The organism is Cupriavidus sp. 05N38, from assembly GCF_056397345.1.
The window spans coordinates 45,024-59,872 of the sequence record NZ_JBFTNF010000044.1; the positions used below are offsets into that span (position 1 = coordinate 45,024).

Sequence of the window (14,849 nt, forward strand, 5' to 3'; positions counted from 1 at the left end):
ATTCTCAGTCGGCGCGCGGCAGGTCGAAGCTGAACGAGGCCCACTTGCCCAGTTCGCTCTCGGCGAACAGGACCCCGCCGTGGCGTTCGACCACCGCATAGCTGATGGACAGGCCAAGGCCAAGGCCCTGACCCACTTCGCGCGTGGTGAAGAACGGCTCGAACACGCGCGCCAGGTGTTCGGCGGCGATGCCCGGTCCGTTGTCCTTCACGGTCACGTGCAGGCGGCGCTCGACCCACTTCACCGTGGTGTGGATCGCCGGGCTTTGCGTGCCGGCCTTGCGCATCGCTAGCGCAGCGTTTGAAAACAGGTTGATCAGCACGCCGATCACGGCGGCCTCGTCGCCCAGCACCAGCGTGTCGGCCGGCAGCTCGCGCGTGACGGCCACGCCGCGCAGTTCATGCGCGGTGAGCCGGATCGAGGAATCGAGCGCCTTTTCGAACAGGAACGGCGTGCCCTCGGCCTCGGCGCCCGGCTTGCGATAAGCGAAGGTCTTCAGGTCCGACACGATATGCTGGATACGCTGCATGCCCTGCTTGGCGTCGACCAGGCACTCCTGCAGCATCGGCTCGTTCTTGGCCACCGGCTCCTCCATCGCGACCTCGATCGCCATCAGGCAGAAGTTCACCGGGTTGTTGACCTCGTGCAGCAGGCCTGCGGCCAGCGTACCGATGGCGGCCATCTTTTCCTGCTGCAGCATCTGGCCCTTGATGTCGACCAGCTTGCGGTTGATCACCTCGAGCTCGCCGTTTTTTTCCGCAACCTCGGCCTTGAGGCGGAACAGCATGAAGCGCGCGCGCTCGTTGAAGAAGGTGTAGACCGCACTGGCCGCGGCGGCGAACAGCAGGAACAGCGAATTGACGATGAAGGTGCCGGCCGGCTCGACCCCGCCGGGATGGAACAGGCAGGCCAGCAGGTAGAACAGGTAGGAGAGCAGCCCGAACACCAGGTTCTGCCACAGGCCGAACGGCAGCGCGATGCCGGACGCGAAGATGGCCAGGTTCAGGCCCACGTAGTATGGCGACTCCACGCCGTCGGTGTGCCAGATCATCCACGAGATCATGATCTGCGGCAGCAGCAGCCAGGACAAGGTCAGCCACGGCGCGAAGCGGCGGCCCGCCGAGCTGTACAGCATCATCACGATGCCGGCGATCAGCAGCGACACCAGCACCCGCGCCACCGCGAACGGTGCCTGCAATTGCGGGTACTGGCCGTAGTCCAGTCCCACGCCGAGCAGCACCAGCACGATGGCGGTATAGGCCCCGCCACGGCTGAAGGCGAGGCGGAAGTCCGCCAGCTCTGTCTGGTAACCCGCATAAAGTTGATTCGTGCTCATGTCTGGGCAGGCTGCTCGGTTTTCAGAACGGTGTTTCAGAGAATGTTCGCTTCCGCGAACACGTTGACGCCGGTCTGGTCGACGTAGAGCTTGTGTGCACGGGATTGCTCGGGCAGCAGCATACTCATCCTCGCCTCGTCGCGGTAGATCAGGTACCACTCAAGCAGGTGTTCCATGCCGAATTTCTCTGGATTGGCCGAGTGGACGTTGGTCACCAGCAACTGCCCGCCGGGGCGCGTGCGCGCGGCGAAGTAGCTGAGCAAGCGGGCGCAGACCTTGTCCGACAGGTAGTCGAACAGGCCCGCGCAGTACACCGCATCGAACTCGCGCAGGCTGGCGTCGTCCGGCGAAATCTTGCGCTTGAGCAGTTCGTGCACCGACTGGTGCACCATCTCCACCGACACCTTGTGCCCTGCCTCGCCGGCCGAGCGCTCGATCGAGGCCTTGGTGTAGGCCAGGGTCTCTTCGCTGAAATCGACCAGCTGGAACGACAGCATCTCGGGCTGCGCATACTCGCGCGCGAAGCGCTGGATCTCGAAGGCCGGGCCGCAGCCCACGTTGAGCACGCGGAACGGCCGCCCGGCCGCGCGCGCGGCATCGGCCTGGCGCGAGAGGAAATCGACCAGCAGGTCGATGCGGTTGCGGTGGGCGGTCGCCACGGCGGCCTTGAGGAAGGCCGTATTGACGATCTGGAAGTAGGTGGTCGGGCCCTGCTGCGGATCGCTCAGGATCTGGTTCACCATCTCGTAGTCGCCGGCATAGCCGAGCGGCTTGGTGAAGGTGCGGTAGACGAACGGCGCGCGCAGCAGCAGCGGGTGCAGCGCAGACTGCGCGTAAGTGCGGTGCACCGGCGCGATCTCCGCGTCGACCTGTTCGGCCTCGCCCTCGAGCCGGTCCAGGTAGGTCTTGGTCTTGAGCATGATCGGCGTGGCCAGCTCGTAGAACACGTCCTCGCGCAGCCGCCCGTCGACCTTCGGCAGGTTCTCGGTCAGGTCCACCTGCTCGACCCAGCGCGAGACTTCGGAGAGGAAGGCGCGCATTTCGTTGACCACGATCTGGTAGTCGCGCCGGATGTTGAAGCGCGCGTCCCAGTCGTTGATGAACAGTTCGGCTTCCCGCCCCACCGACTTGGGCTCGTTGGGCAGGTCGCTCAGCTCGCGCCACTCGTCGATGAGCGTCAGCGACACCACCGCGGTGAGGCCGGTATTCACCAGGCTCATCACCACCGCCTTGCCCAGGTAGGCGTTCTTGCTTCCCATGCGCACACTCAGCTCGCTCAGCACCTCGCTGACCTGGACGATCGAGTATGGATTGTAGATTTCCATCACCAGAGCTTTTCTCTGGAGATTGATAATTGTGCCCCGCACCTGCTCGCCCTGCGAGTTGCGGAAACTGACCACCGGATCGATTTGCGTTTGGGAGTACACGGTATTGCGCCAGAGAAATCCGAGAAACGCTGCCGGCCGTCCAGTCCTTGTCGACTGGCCGGGTACAGCTCGTAGGGCAAGGGGATCGCTACGATCGCTACGCTAGGCCGGCATCAAGGGGTACTGCTGGGATACATGTCGGTAATCGGTTGCGGGCATTGGCGTCCTCGACTGGCAGGCACGCACGCGACTACACCCTGGTAACTGTGAGCGAGGAAGTGGCTGAGATTGTTGACTGGATGAGACTGTAACTGATTCCTGTCGAATCATTGTACTGTGGGCATCAGGTGCGGACAACATAACCTGGCACGCACCGGCCGGCAAACGAAAAAGGCCGGGGATCGCTCCCCGGCCTCTCTCGTGCTGCGCGCCGGGACCATGTCCCGGGCGTGAGCGCGCGCTTATTCCGCCTTCACGCCTTCGACCTGGATGGCCAGCTTGACGTCGGGCTTGAAGCCCATCTTCACGCCATAGTCGATGCCGAAGTCGGCGCGGTTGATGGTGCCGACGGCGTCGGCGCCGCAGGCTTCGCGCTTGAGCATCGGGTGCTGGATGCACTTGAATTCACGGATTTCCAGCTTGACCGGCTTGGACACGCCGTGCAGCGTCAGCACGCCGTCGACTTCGGTCGGGACGTCGCCGTTGAACTTGGAGAACTTGCCCTTGTAGGTGGCTTCCGGGAAGGCCTCGACGTTGAACATGTCCGGGCCCTTCACGTGCTGGTTCAGCTTGGCGTTGCCGAAGTCGACCGAAGCCGGATCGATCTTGACGTCGAGCGAGCCGGTCTTGGCCGCGCGATCCAGCGTCACGGTGCCGCTGGACTTTTCGAACTTGCCGCGCCAGACGGACAGGCCGCCCAGGTGGTCGGCTTCGAAGCTCGGGTAGGTGTGGGTGGGATCCAGGTTGTAGGTCACCGTGTTGGCCGAAGCCACGCCGAAGGCGGCGCTGGCGGAAATGGCCGCGGCGGCGGCGAGGATGGTACGCAGTTTCATGAGAGCTCCCGGCAAAAAGTTGGGGATGAACAGCAAAGCGATAGCAGCGAAGGCAAGCGCGAAGCGCTTACTTCCTGGCCGCCGTCACGATATGGAACTTGATCTGGACATCGTCGGCGACAACGGAAGTATCCTTCCATTCGCCGTCGCCGATATTGAACACGGTACGCTTGATCGGCAGCACACCGTCGAACACCTGGCCGCCGCCGTCCTGGCGATAGCTCGCCGGCACCACCACGTCCAGGGTCTTGCCCTTGATGGTGAGCTTGCCCGCCACCTCGTACTTGCCGGCGGCGCCGGTCTTGATGCTGGTCGACTGGAACACCGCCTTGGGGAATTTGGCCGCGTTGAACCAGTCTGCGCCCTTGACCTCCTTGGTGGTTTCGGCGTCGCCGATCTCGAAGCTCGACACGTCGATCTCGATCTTGGCCGAGGAGGCAGCCAGCTGCGCGGGATCGAAGGTCACCGTCGCATCGAATTTCTTGAACTTGCCTTCCATCGGCACGCCGATCTGGCGGGCGGTCGCGGTCACSGTGCTCTTGGCGGCATCGACCTGGGCCCAGGCGAGATTGGCGCCGATGCCGGCGACAGCCAGGGTGGCGGCCATCAGGAGCGCGCTCGGGCGGGGAATGCGTTTCATCAAAGACTCCTGTCGCTAGGAGGGCAATGCCCTCGGTCAGTTTTTCAGATGGTGTTTCGGGTTGCTGCGTTGCTACGTTGCGCGCCGCTTTACTTCAGGAACGGCAGCATGCGCGCCAGCGTGCCGTCGCGTTCGATGAACTGGTGCTTGATCGCCGCGGCCGCGTGGATCACGACGATGGCTGCCATCAGGTAGTTCAGCCAGATATGGGCCTGCTTGAGGATTTCCTTGAGTGCGTCGTTCGGCTCGATCAGCGACGGCAGCGGCAGGACACCCAGGTAGACCACCGGCACGCCGGCCGCGCAGCTGTACAGGTAGCCGGTGATGGGCACCACCACGATCAGCACGTACAGCAGCATATGCGCGCCGTGCGCCGCGGCGGCCTGCCAGGCGGGGGTACCCGCGGCGGGCGCCGGCGCCCGGKGGGKGGCGCGCCACAGCACGCGCAGCACGGCGATGGCGAACACCGTCACGCCCAGCCACTTGTGCCACGAGAACAGCTTGAGCTTGAGCATCGACAGCCCCGGAATGCTGGTCATGTACAGGCCAAGCCCGAAGGCGGCGAAGATCAGCAAGGCGATGATCCAGTGCAGACCGATCGCGGTTGCCCCGTAGGCGGATGCGGACAACTGTGGTGAGGCCCCGGCGCGGGCGCCGGTCTTGATTTGAGAATGCATGTAAAACCCCTGCCCGTCACGGGCGTTCGTATGGCGCGTTCGTATGGCGCGTTCGTATGGCGCGTTTGTGTGGAGCGTTTGTGTCGAGCGTTTTATCGGCGCATGCAAAAAGGCGACGGCATGCAGATGACCATCAGCCTCTGGATTCTCGCATTATTGTGCCGTACGCATGAGGCCGAGCGGTCCGAAATTCATGGAATCATTCAAACCATTTGAAGTGACATTTCGCCGCGGCGGTCGCCAGACGAAAAAACCACCCCGCAGGGTGGCTTCTTTTGTTGTCCCGGTGCCGGCCGGCGGGCCGGACAGCGCGCGAGATCAGGCGGCCGAAATGCCTTCGGCAAGGCTCACGGCGCGCCCGATGTAGCTGGCCGGCGTCATCTCCAGCAGCAGCTTCCTGGCGTCCTCGGGAATCGCCAGGCCGCCGATGAAGGTCTGCAGCGCCTCGCGCGAAATGCCCTTGCCGCGCGTGAGCTCCTTGAGCTGCTCATACGGATTGGGCACGCCGAAGCGGCGCATCACGGTCTGCACCGGCTCGGCCAGCACTTCCCAGCAATTGTCGAGGTCTTCGTTCAGGCGCTCCGGGTTGGTTTCCAGCTTGCCCAGGCCGCGCAGGCAGGCCTCGTAGGCCAGCAGGCTGTAGCCAAGGGCCACGCCCATGTTGCGCAGCACGGTGGAGTCGGTCAGGTCGCGCTGCCAGCGCGACAGCGGCAGTTTTTCCGACAGGTGGCGCAGCACCGCGTTGCCCAGGCCCAGGTTGCCTTCCGAGTTCTCGAAATCGATCGGGTTGACCTTGTGCGGCATGGTCGACGAGCCGATCTCGCCGGCCTTGGTCCTCTGCTTGAAGTAGCCCAGCGAGATATAGCCCCAGACGTCGCGGTTCAGGTCGATCAGGATGGTGTTGGCGCGGGCGACGGCGTCGAACAGCTCGGCCATGTAGTCGTGCGGCTCGATCTGGATGGTGTACGGGTTGAAGGTCAGGCCCAGGCGCGCTTCGATCACCTGTTTCGAGAACGCCTCCCAGTCGAACGACGGATAGGCCGACAGGTGCGCGTTGTAGTTGCCCACCGCGCCGTTCATCTTGCCCAGCAGCTCCACGCGCTGGATGCGCTCGATGGCACGGCCCAGGCGAGCGGCCACATTGGCCATTTCCTTGCCCAGCGTGGTCGGGCTGGCCGGCTGGCCATGGGTGCGCGACAGCATCGGCTGGCGGGCGTTGGCATGTGCCAGTTCGACCAGGCGCGCGTGCACGCGCTGCAGCGCCGGCACCACCACGCCATCGCGCGCGCCCTTGAGCATCATGCCGTGCGAGGTGTTGTTGATGTCTTCCGAGGTGCAGGCGAAATGGATGAACTCGCTCGCGGCTTCCAGCTCGGCATTGCCCTTGACCTGCTCCTTGAGCCAGTACTCGACCGCCTTGACGTCGTGGTTGGTGACGGCCTCGATCTCCTTGATGCGCGCGGCGTGCGCTTCGGAGAAGTTGTCCACCAGGGCCAGCAGCGCGGCCTCGGATGCCGGCGAGAACTTCGGCATGTCGGGCAGGCCGGCCTGCGACAGCGCGATCAGCCAGTGCACTTCCACCTTGACGCGGTTGCGCATGAAGGCCGCTTCCGAAAGCCACTCGCGCAGCGCATCGGCCTTGGAGGCATAGCGGCCGTCGATGGGGGACAGGGCGGTGAGCGGGGAGAGCGAGGAGGAAGACATGCTGGAAGACCGGAAGGAAGGGAAAAGACGGTGGTCTGGCGCAAACCGGCGCAAAAATGGCCGGCACGCGCCGCGAAGACCCGCGACAAGCCGCAAAAGAGACCAATCAGGCGCGCCGGCCGACCGGCGGCGCGGCGGAAAGCGGGCATTTTACCATCGCGGCCGCCGTTCTGTGGCCGCCGGCATGGCGGTGGCGCGGTGGCGCGTATCGGCACCACGACACCCGCACGGAGATGGTGCGCGGCCATCATATGTATGGCACCGGGCACGGGTATACTCGCGCTCGCCGATCCGCTAGCCTGTTATGAAGTGCATCGGGCATGCCGGCCGGACGCCTCCAGCGCGGTCCGTCGTGCCAGAGGGCGCCGATGCACTTCATAACAAGCTCGAGGGGAGTCCATGAAGCTGTACGCATCGCAAACCAGTCCCTACGCGCGCAAGGTGCGCGTGGTGATGGCAGAGAAGAAGATCGATTACCAGATGGTCGAGGTGGACGTGTGGTCGCCCGACACCACCATCGGCCAGTTCAACCCGCTCGGCAAGGTGCCTTGCCTGGTGATGGAAGACGGCGGCGCGATCTTCGATTCGCGCGTGATCGTCGAATACGTCGATACGCTGACGCCGGTCAGCCGGATGATCCCGCAAGGCGCCCGCGAACGCGTGGAAGTACGCTGCTGGGAAGCGCTGGCCGACGGCCTGCTCGACGCCGCCCTGCTGGCGCGCCTGGAGCATACCCAGCGCGAACCCGAGCAGCGCAGCGAGCGCTGGGTCAAGCGCCAGCTCGGCAAGATCGACTCGGCGGTGGCGGCCATCGCCGACGGCCTGGCCGACCGCCCGTGGTGCTGCGACAACCACTACTCGCTGGCCGACGTGGCGGTTGGCTGCGCGCTCTCGTACCTGGACTTCCGCTTCCCGGACATCGCCTGGCGCGAGCGTCATCCGCGCCTGGCCGTGTATCAGGACAAGCTGGGCAAGCGCCAGTCGTTCATCGATACCGAGCCGCCGCGCGCGTAGGCACGCGGGCGCATCAGCGCGCCGGGCGACCGGCGCGCCCAGCTACCGGATGATGCCGCCACCGAGGCAGACATCGCCCTGGTACAGCACTGCCGACTGGCCCGGCGTCACCGCCCACTGCGCCTCGRCAAACCCCAGCCGCAGCGCGTCTCCCTCCAGCGCCGACACCGAGCACGGCGCATCGCTCTGCCGGTAGCGTGTCTTGGCCGATAGCGCGGTGCCCACCTGCGGGCCCTCGCCGGCCACCCACGACAGGTCCGCGGCATCGAGCGCCGGCGTCAGCAGCCACGGATGATCGTGGCCCTGCACCACATACAGCGTATTGCTCGCCATATCCTTGCGCGCCACGTACCAGGCGTCGCCGCTGCCTTCGCGGCTGCCGCCCAGGCCGATGCCCTTGCGCTGGCCCAGCGTATAGAAGGCCAGGCCGATGTGCTGGCCGACTTCCTTGCCGTCCGGCGTCTTCATCGGGCCGGGGCTGGTGGGCAGGTAGCGGTTGAGGAAATCGCGGAAAGGCCGCTCGCCGATAAAGCAGATGCCGGTCGAATCCTTCTTCTTCGCGTTGGGCAGGCCGATCTCGGCGGCAATCTCGCGCACGCGCGTCTTGGGCATCTCGCCCAGCGGGAACAACGTGCGCGAGAGCTGCGCCTGGTTCAGGCGGTGCAGGAAATAGCTCTGGTCCTTGGTGTGATCGAAGGCCTTGAGCAGTTCGAAGCGGCCGTTCGCGGCCTGGCGCACGCGCGCATAGTGGCCCGTGGCGATGGTGTCCGCGCCCAGCGACATGGCGTGGTCGAGGAAGGCCTTGAACTTGATCTCAGCGTTGCACAGCACGTCGGGATTGGGCGTGCGGCCGGCCGAGTATTCGCGCAGGAAATCGGCGAACACGCGGTCCTTGTACTCGGCGGCGAAGTTGACGGCTTCCACGTCCACGCCGATCAGGTCGGCCACCGAGACGACATCGAGCCAGTCCTGCCGGGTCGAGCAATATTCGCTGTCGTCGTCGTCCTCCCAGTTCTTCATGAACAGGCCGATCACCTCGTAGCCCTGCTGCTTGAGCAGCCACGCGGTCACCGAGGAGTCGACGCCACCCGACATGCCCACCACCACGCGCTTGCCGCTCATGACGCGGCTCCGCCGGCCGGTGCGTGCGTCGCCGCGGTCACCGAGGGGTGGGTGAAAAGCGCGTCGAGCGCGAAGCGCTTGCCGGCCAGGTAGTCTTCCATGCAGGCCAGCACCAAGGGCGTGCGATGGCGCTCGGGGCAGGCGCGGATCTCATCCGCGCTCATCCACACCGTGCGCACGATGCCGACGTCGAGCTGGCGCCCGGCATCGAGCGCGCCCAGCTCGCCGGTGAAGGCAAAGCGCACATAAGTGATGTCGCCGCCCGGCCGCGCCGTGCTGCCCGCCGACCCGGAATGCGCCATATAGCAGCCCAGCAGCGCGCGCGGCTCGAAGGTGTGCGCGGTTTCCTCCAGCGTCTCGCGGATGACCGCATGCACCAGGCTCTCGCCGGGATCGAGGTGGCCGGCAGGCTGGTTCAGCCGCAGGCCGTCGGGGGTTTCTTCTTCCACCAGCAGGAAACGGCCGCCGCGTTCGATGACCGCGGCGACGGTGACGCTGGCTTTCCAGTCGTGTGACATGATGCACAAAATTTAGGCAATCCGGCATTCTACCGGTTGCCGCACTTTCGCGCATCCAGGCCGTCCGCCTCGCCGCGGCGCCCGGCCCGTCACGCAGGCTGCAAAGTGCACTCCACTTCTCGCGCGGAAGGCAGCAGGTCGATCGCATGCTCGAGCCGTTCGCGCAGCGCCGCGCTGGCCGGCATCAGCGGCCGCCTGACCTCCGCGCCGGCCAGTCCGCACAAGGCGAGCGCGGCCTTGACCGGCGCGGGATTGGGCTCGGAAAACAACAGCGCGATCAGCGGCGCCAGGCGCGCGAACAGGGCGCGCGCCGCCTCGTGCCGGCCGTCCGCGGCCAGTTGCACCAGGCGCACGAACAGGTCGGTGCGGATATGCGCGCTGGCCGGCACCACGCCGTCGCCGCCACCCAGCAGATGGCCGAGGATGGCCTCGTCCTCGCCGCAGAACACCGAGAGCGCTTCGCAGCCGGCAAGCGCGCGCAGCCCCGCCGCATCGCACTCCTTGACCGCCACGATGCGCGGATGCGCGGCCAGGCGCCGCACCAGCGCGGGCGACAGGCTGCAGCCGGTGCGGCGCGGTACGTTGTAGAGCATCAGCGGCCGCCAGGTAGCGTCGGCCACGCGCTCGAAATGCCAGGCAATGCCATCGTCGCCCGGGCGCAGGTAGTACGGCGGCGGCACCAGGTAGCCGGCCAGGTCGAAGGCGTCGAGCTGGCGCACCTGCTCGCACACGCCGCGGGTATCCACGCCGCCCACGCCGGCCATCACCGGCAGCGCGCCATTGACTGCTTCGAGCACCGCGGCGGTGAACATCAGCCGCTCCGCTGGCGAGAGCAGTGCGCCCTCCCCCGTGGTGCCGAGGATGACGAGACCGTCCACCCCGCTGGCCACATAGTGCGCGGCCAGGCGCTGCGCGCAGGGCAGGTCCAGCTCGCCGCCTTGCAGCGGCGTCACCATCGGCAGCCACAGCCCGGTGCCGCCCGGCTTGCGCAGGCGGCCCGCTTCCTGCTCAGTGCGCGGCATGGTCTTGCCCCAGCACAGTGGTCACGCCGAACTCGGCGGCAGGCAGCGCCATCATGATGGCGTGCATGGCGGCATCGCGGCCACCGCGCTCGACCTCCACATGCACGGTGGTCTCGCCGTGGCGGTGGTCCACCTCGACCACATAGATGCGCGCCAGCTTGCCGATCGCCGCGTGCAGCGACTGGCGCAGCGCGAAGACCTGGCCCGAGGCCACTGCCAGGCGCAGGCGGATCCATGCGCATGCGGTGTCGGCGGCGTTCGCCGCGGCGTTGTCGATGCCGGATACGGGTTGCGCGGGACGCGCGGCGCCGCGCCCGGTGCGCGTGGCTTCGGTGCGCGCCGATGCGGCGCGGGCGGACTGCGTGCGGGAAGGACGGCGCGGCACGGAAACGAAGGCCACGGCAAGGCTCGACTGTCGCATATGGGCTGGACCCGTGTGAAACGGGTCGTCTGTTGTAGATGGAACCATGCTAGGCAGGCGGGCCTCAAGTTGATGCAATGATTGCCGCCGGCGTCATCAAGAAGTCATCAAAAGGCCGCGCTCAGAATGTCTTGGTGAGCGAAGCGAACGCGGCGGCCCGCCCGATATAGCGCCCGGACGTGTTGGTGTAGACCGAGTGGTGGGCGTTGGTGTCGATATAGGCGAGCGCCAGCGCGAAGCCCTTGCCCAGGTCCTTGGTCAGCCCGAGCCTCCAGTCGGTGTACGAGGCATCGGTGACATTGCGCACGTCCTGGTAGCCCACGTGCGCGTTCAGCGTCAGGTCCCACACATTGAGCGGCACGTTGGCGCTGAGGTCGATATAGGAGCTGTACTTGCTGTTGGCGAAGCCGAACAGGTTGGTCAGCGCCTGCGAGTACTTCAGGAACACGGGGCCGTAACCAGCGCCGATATATAGCTCCGTGGTGTAGGGGCGCGTGAAGCCGTTCGGGTAGTCGCCCGGATAGTAGTACTGCAGCACGCCCAGGTCGTAGTTCCACTCCAGCCCTGCCAGCGTCACGGTGTTCTTGAAGCCGCCGTAGAAATCCATCTCGATCGGTGCCGAGACCTGCGGGTTGCTGTCGCTGAGCCAGCTGATGCTCGAGTTCCAGTTGCCGAGGTAGAAGCCGCTCGAATGCGCGTAGTCGAAGCCGCCCTGGATGGCCGGGCGACGGTTGGTCTGCATCAGGCCGCGGTAGCGGTATTCGCTGGCGACGGTCACGTTGGCCGTGAACGTGTGCGGCGAGGCTTCGGCGTCGGGTGTGCTCTGGGCATGGGCACCGGACACGCCGCAGAAAAGGGCGGCGCCGGACAGGAAGACGGCGCAGGCGCGCGGAGCAGCAAGGCGGAAGACAGTCATGGATTGCTTGGCAGGAAACAGGGAGGTCGATCGGAATAGCGCCATCGGCGCGGTGGCGCGGCACGGGCCGCGCAGCGACCCGAACAGTACGGGAGCGCATCTCAAATCGGTGTCAAGAAAACGGGGGCACGCCAAGCGATCACATAAAGACGGGGGCCAGTCATGCACCACCCGGATAGCCGCCATGCGCCATGCGGACTTGTTGCGCAAAAGCCGAACGGCCGGTCACCACGGATCGTCAGATTCCTGTAAGCTGCGAAAAAATTGTGCGCTGCGCCCAGCTTCGGCTGTGCGCGCGGGAAAACACAAAGGGCTCAGGACGTCCGCCCGTAAATGCAGAGCAGCGGCATTGTCAGAATGAAACGAAGCGGTTCTGGTCGGGCGCTCCGACTGGATGTACATGTCGTACATCCCGTACATGTCGTACGTACGCAAGGCACGCGCGCCCCATCGCCAGAATCATTTTGACAGCGCCTCGAAGACGCCAGCAAAAGGAGAAATTGACGATGCACATCGGCATCCCGCAGGAGACGCGGGCAGGTGAGACTCGTGTCGCCGCAACCCCCGAGACGGTCAAGAAATACGTCGCGCAGGGCCATCAGGTTATCGTGCAATCGGGAGCTGGCGTGCGCGCCAGCCAGCCCGACTCAGCCTACGAGGCGGTCGGCGCCACCATCGGCACCGCGGCCCAGGCGCTGGGCGCGCAGCTCGTCCTGAAGGTGCGCGCACCGGACGACGCCGAGCTCGCGCTGATGAAGCCCGGCTCCGCGCTGGTCGGCATGCTCAACCCCTTCGATGCCGACAACAACGCACGCATGGCGCGCGCCACGCTGACCGCCTTCGCGCTCGAAGCCGCGCCGCGCACCACGCGCGCGCAGAGCATGGACGTGCTGTCCTCGCAGGCCAATATCGCCGGCTACAAGGCCGTGCTGGTCGCCGCTCACCATTACCAGCGCTTCATGCCGATGCTGATGACCGCCGCCGGCACCGTGAAGGCGGCGCGCGTGCTGATCCTCGGCGCCGGCGTGGCCGGCCTGCAGGCCATCGCCACGGCCAAGCGCCTGGGCGCGGTGATCGAAGCCTCCGACGTGCGCCCCGCGGTCAAGGAACAGATCGAGTCGCTGGGGGCCAAGTTCGTCGACGTGCCGTTCGTCACCGATGAAGAGCGCGAGATCGCCCAGGGCGTGGGAGGCTATGCGCGCCCGATGCCGCCGGACTGGATGCGCCGCCAGGCCGAACTGGTGCACGAGCGCGCCAAGGCCGCCGACATCGTCATCACCACCGCGCTGATCCCGGGCCGCCAGGCACCGGTGCTGCTCAAGGAAGAAACCGTCCAGGCCATGAAGCCGGGCTCGGTGGTGGTCGACCTGGCCGCGGCGCAGGGCGGCAACTGCCCGCTCACCGTGGCCGACGAAGTGGTGGAGCGCCACGGCGTCACGCTGATCGGCCATACCAACCTTGCCAGCATGGTGGCGGCCGACGCCTCGGCACTCTACGCGCGCAACGTGCTCGACTTCCTCAAGCTCGTCATCGACAAGGACGGCCAGTTCATACTGAACCTGGAAGACGACATCGTGGCGGCCTGCCTGATGTGCAAGGACGGACAAGTCGTCCGCGGCGCCAACTGAAGCGCGCAGGCGGGCCCGCCGCGGCCCGCTCGCTTTAGATTGGCGCCACGCGGTCCCGGCATGGCGCGCGGGCGTTCGCCGGCGCGGCCGGCACGTCCGGGCACCGGGAGCTTTGCAGCGGCCCGCGGGGCTTGCCCACGGGCTCACACAGCCACAACCAAGGACGCATCACCAATGCAACGCATCATGCTCCGCGCCAAGCTCCATCGTGTCACCGTGACACAGGCGGACCTCCACTACGAGGGCTCATGCGGCATCGACGAGGACCTGCTCGACGCGGCCGACATGAAGGAGTTCGAGAAGATCGAGTTGTACAACGTCAACAACGGCGAGCGTTTTTCGACCTACATCATCAAGGGCGCGCGCGGCACCGGCGAGATCTCGCTCAACGGCGCGGCCGCGCGGCGCGCGCACCTGGGCGACCATCTCATCATCTGCACCTACGCGCCGATGAGCGACGAAGAGATCGCCACCTACAAGCCGAAGGTCATCCTGGTGAACGACAACAACGGCATCAAGGAAATCAAGAAGGTGTAGGCGGCATGCGGCGGATCCGGCGAGCCAGCCGGTCCAGCCGTCCAGCCGTCCATACGTACGGACTTCGCGCGCCGCCGCCTGCGGCGGCGCGCACGCGAGAAGCAGACCGGCATCGGGCAGCACGGCCAGGTGCGCCGGGCCAGGCAGAAGAACACGGGACAACCGCGCAGCGAAGGCATTCAAGCAACGGAGGAGTAGGCGATGGAAATGGTGAACCACACGGTGATCAACCTGATCATCTTCGTGCTGGCGATCTACGTGGGGTACCACGTGGTCTGGACGGTAACGCCGGCCCTGCACACCCCGCTGATGGCCGTGACCAATGCGATCTCGGCCATCATCATCGTCGGCGCCATGCTGGCGGCCGGCCTGACCGAGGGCGTGGTAGGACGCACCATGGGCACGCTGGCGGTGGCGCTGGCCGCCGTCAATGTGTTCGGCGGCTTCCTGGTGACCCAGCGCATGCTGGAGATGTTCAAGAAGAAGGAACCCAAGGCAAAGGCTGACGGCTCGGCCAAGGAGCACGGCAAATGAGCATGAATCTCGTCACCCTGCTCTACCTGGTCGCCTCGGTCTGCTTTATCCAGGCGCTCAAGGGCCTCTCGCATCCGAGCTCCGCGCGGCGCGGCAATGCCTTCGGCATGGCCGGCATGCTGATCGCGGCGCTGACCACTCTGGCGCTCATCGTCAAGCTCAAGAATGAATTCCTCGCCATCGGCGCGGGCCAGGCGCCGGTCGGCGAAGGGCTGGCGCTGATCTTCGGCGCGCTGGTGGTGGGCGGCGGCATCGGCGCCTACGTGGCGAAGAAAGTCGAGATGACCAAGATGCCCGAGCTGGTCGCGGCGATGCACTCGCTGATCGGCCTGGCGGCGGTGTTCATCGCGGTGGCCGCGGT

16 protein-coding genes are annotated in these 14,849 nt (G+C 66.0%); 5 read left to right on the forward strand and 11 right to left on the reverse strand.

Features of this window, described 5'->3' with window-relative positions; genetic code table 11:
• Positions 1-4 precede the first annotated feature (4 nt).
• The 6 genes from AC1DK4_RS27230 to purB form a co-directional block, all read right to left on the reverse strand.
• A complete protein-coding gene (locus AC1DK4_RS27230; protein ID WP_441618426.1) occupies positions 5-1,336 on the reverse strand; it encodes a sensor histidine kinase in 1,332 nt (443 codons plus the stop codon).
• Positions 1,337-1,371: 35 nt separating this feature from the next.
• Positions 1,372-2,763 (reverse strand): class I SAM-dependent methyltransferase, encoded by a 1,392-nt coding sequence (locus AC1DK4_RS27235; protein WP_441618423.1) that lies wholly within the window; start codon positions 2,761-2,763, stop codon positions 1,372-1,374.
• 401 nt (positions 2,764-3,164) lie between these two features.
• Complete coding sequence (locus AC1DK4_RS27240) at positions 3,165-3,755, reverse strand: YceI family protein (protein WP_441618421.1); 591 nt, start codon at positions 3,753-3,755, stop codon at positions 3,165-3,167.
• 67 nt (positions 3,756-3,822) lie between these two features.
• Entirely contained in the window at positions 3,823-4,395 is a 573-nt protein-coding gene (locus tag AC1DK4_RS27245; protein ID WP_441618419.1) for a YceI family protein, read from the reverse strand.
• A gap of 89 nt (positions 4,396-4,484) precedes the next feature.
• The gene (locus AC1DK4_RS27250) at positions 4,485-5,072 is read right to left on the reverse strand and encodes a cytochrome b (protein WP_477131894.1); all 588 of its coding nucleotides are present in this window, start codon (positions 5,070-5,072) and stop codon (positions 4,485-4,487) included.
• Positions 5,073-5,390: 318 nt separating this feature from the next.
• The gene (gene purB / locus AC1DK4_RS27255; protein WP_441618415.1) at positions 5,391-6,776 is read right to left on the reverse strand and encodes an adenylosuccinate lyase; all 1,386 of its coding nucleotides are present in this window, start codon (positions 6,774-6,776) and stop codon (positions 5,391-5,393) included.
• Positions 6,777-7,175: 399 nt separating this feature from the next.
• On the opposite strand from purB, the gene AC1DK4_RS27260 reads away from it, so the two are divergent.
• The gene (locus tag AC1DK4_RS27260) at positions 7,176-7,790 is read left to right on the forward strand and encodes a glutathione S-transferase family protein (RefSeq protein ID WP_441618413.1); all 615 of its coding nucleotides are present in this window, start codon (positions 7,176-7,178) and stop codon (positions 7,788-7,790) included.
• A 42-nt stretch (positions 7,791-7,832) separates the two neighbouring features.
• Here the strand turns inward: AC1DK4_RS27260 and mnmA are convergent, their stop codons facing one another.
• From mnmA to AC1DK4_RS27285, 5 genes are all read right to left on the reverse strand, one after another.
• Positions 7,833-8,912 (reverse strand): tRNA 2-thiouridine(34) synthase MnmA, encoded by a 1,080-nt coding sequence (gene mnmA, locus AC1DK4_RS27265; RefSeq protein WP_477131895.1) that lies wholly within the window; start codon positions 8,910-8,912, stop codon positions 7,833-7,835.
• A complete protein-coding gene (locus tag AC1DK4_RS27270) occupies positions 8,909-9,430 on the reverse strand; it encodes an NUDIX hydrolase (protein ID WP_441618409.1) in 522 nt (173 codons plus the stop codon). Before AC1DK4_RS27270 ends, mnmA begins: the two co-directional genes overlap by 4 nt.
• Positions 9,431-9,519: 89 nt before the next feature.
• The gene (gene dapA / locus AC1DK4_RS27275) at positions 9,520-10,452 is read right to left on the reverse strand and encodes a 4-hydroxy-tetrahydrodipicolinate synthase (protein WP_441618407.1); all 933 of its coding nucleotides are present in this window, start codon (positions 10,450-10,452) and stop codon (positions 9,520-9,522) included.
• Positions 10,439-10,729 carry a hypothetical protein gene (locus AC1DK4_RS27280; RefSeq protein ID WP_477115825.1) on the reverse strand — a complete coding sequence of 97 codons (291 nt, stop codon included), beginning with the start codon at positions 10,727-10,729 and terminating at the stop codon, positions 10,439-10,441. The genes dapA and AC1DK4_RS27280 overlap by 14 nt, the downstream gene beginning before the upstream one ends.
• Positions 10,730-10,994: 265 nt before the next feature.
• Positions 10,995-11,789 (reverse strand): TorF family putative porin, encoded by a 795-nt coding sequence (locus AC1DK4_RS27285; RefSeq protein ID WP_441618403.1) that lies wholly within the window; start codon positions 11,787-11,789, stop codon positions 10,995-10,997.
• A gap of 506 nt (positions 11,790-12,295) precedes the next feature.
• Between AC1DK4_RS27285 and AC1DK4_RS27290 the strand changes: the two genes are divergently transcribed.
• The 4 genes from AC1DK4_RS27290 to AC1DK4_RS27305 form a co-directional block, all read left to right on the forward strand.
• Positions 12,296-13,417: a Re/Si-specific NAD(P)(+) transhydrogenase subunit alpha gene (locus tag AC1DK4_RS27290; RefSeq protein ID WP_441618401.1), complete on the forward strand. Its 1,122-nt coding sequence runs from the start codon at positions 12,296-12,298 to the stop codon at positions 13,415-13,417.
• Positions 13,418-13,591: 174 nt separating this feature from the next.
• Positions 13,592-13,954 (forward strand): aspartate 1-decarboxylase, encoded by a 363-nt coding sequence (gene panD / locus AC1DK4_RS27295; RefSeq protein ID WP_441618399.1) that lies wholly within the window; start codon positions 13,592-13,594, stop codon positions 13,952-13,954.
• A 201-nt stretch (positions 13,955-14,155) separates the two neighbouring features.
• On the forward strand, positions 14,156-14,488 hold the full coding sequence (locus AC1DK4_RS27300) for an NAD(P) transhydrogenase subunit alpha part 2 (protein WP_477131896.1): 333 nt from the start codon (positions 14,156-14,158) through the stop codon (positions 14,486-14,488).
• On the forward strand, positions 14,485-14,849 hold a 365-nt coding region (locus AC1DK4_RS27305), incomplete at its 3' end, for an NAD(P)(+) transhydrogenase (Re/Si-specific) subunit beta (RefSeq protein ID WP_477131897.1). The genes AC1DK4_RS27300 and AC1DK4_RS27305, both read left to right, overlap by 4 nt.

What these genes read in the sequence shown, in the direction of transcription:
- purB (WP_441618415.1), bottom strand. Translation starts at nt 6,776, where the DNA reads ATGTCTTCCTCCTCGCTCTCCCCGCTCACCGCCCTGTCCCCCATCGAC.
- AC1DK4_RS27290 (WP_441618401.1), top strand. Translation starts at nt 12,296, where the DNA reads ATGCACATCGGCATCCCGCAGGAGACGCGGGCAGGTGAGACTCGTGTC.
- AC1DK4_RS27230 (WP_441618426.1), bottom strand. Translation starts at nt 1,336, where the DNA reads ATGAGCACGAATCAACTTTATGCGGGTTACCAGACAGAGCTGGCGGAC.
- AC1DK4_RS27240 (WP_441618421.1), bottom strand. Translation starts at nt 3,755, where the DNA reads ATGAAACTGCGTACCATCCTCGCCGCCGCCGCGGCCATTTCCGCCAGC.
- AC1DK4_RS27285 (WP_441618403.1), bottom strand. Translation starts at nt 11,789, where the DNA reads ATGACTGTCTTCCGCCTTGCTGCTCCGCGCGCCTGCGCCGTCTTCCTG.
- AC1DK4_RS27300 (WP_477131896.1), top strand. Translation starts at nt 14,156, where the DNA reads ATGGAAATGGTGAACCACACGGTGATCAACCTGATCATCTTCGTGCTG.
- AC1DK4_RS27270 (WP_441618409.1), bottom strand. Translation starts at nt 9,430, where the DNA reads ATGTCACACGACTGGAAAGCCAGCGTCACCGTCGCCGCGGTCATCGAA.
- panD (WP_441618399.1), top strand. Translation starts at nt 13,592, where the DNA reads ATGCAACGCATCATGCTCCGCGCCAAGCTCCATCGTGTCACCGTGACA.
- AC1DK4_RS27260 (WP_441618413.1), top strand. Translation starts at nt 7,176, where the DNA reads ATGAAGCTGTACGCATCGCAAACCAGTCCCTACGCGCGCAAGGTGCGC.
- dapA (WP_441618407.1), bottom strand. Translation starts at nt 10,452, where the DNA reads ATGCCGCGCACTGAGCAGGAAGCGGGCCGCCTGCGCAAGCCGGGCGGC.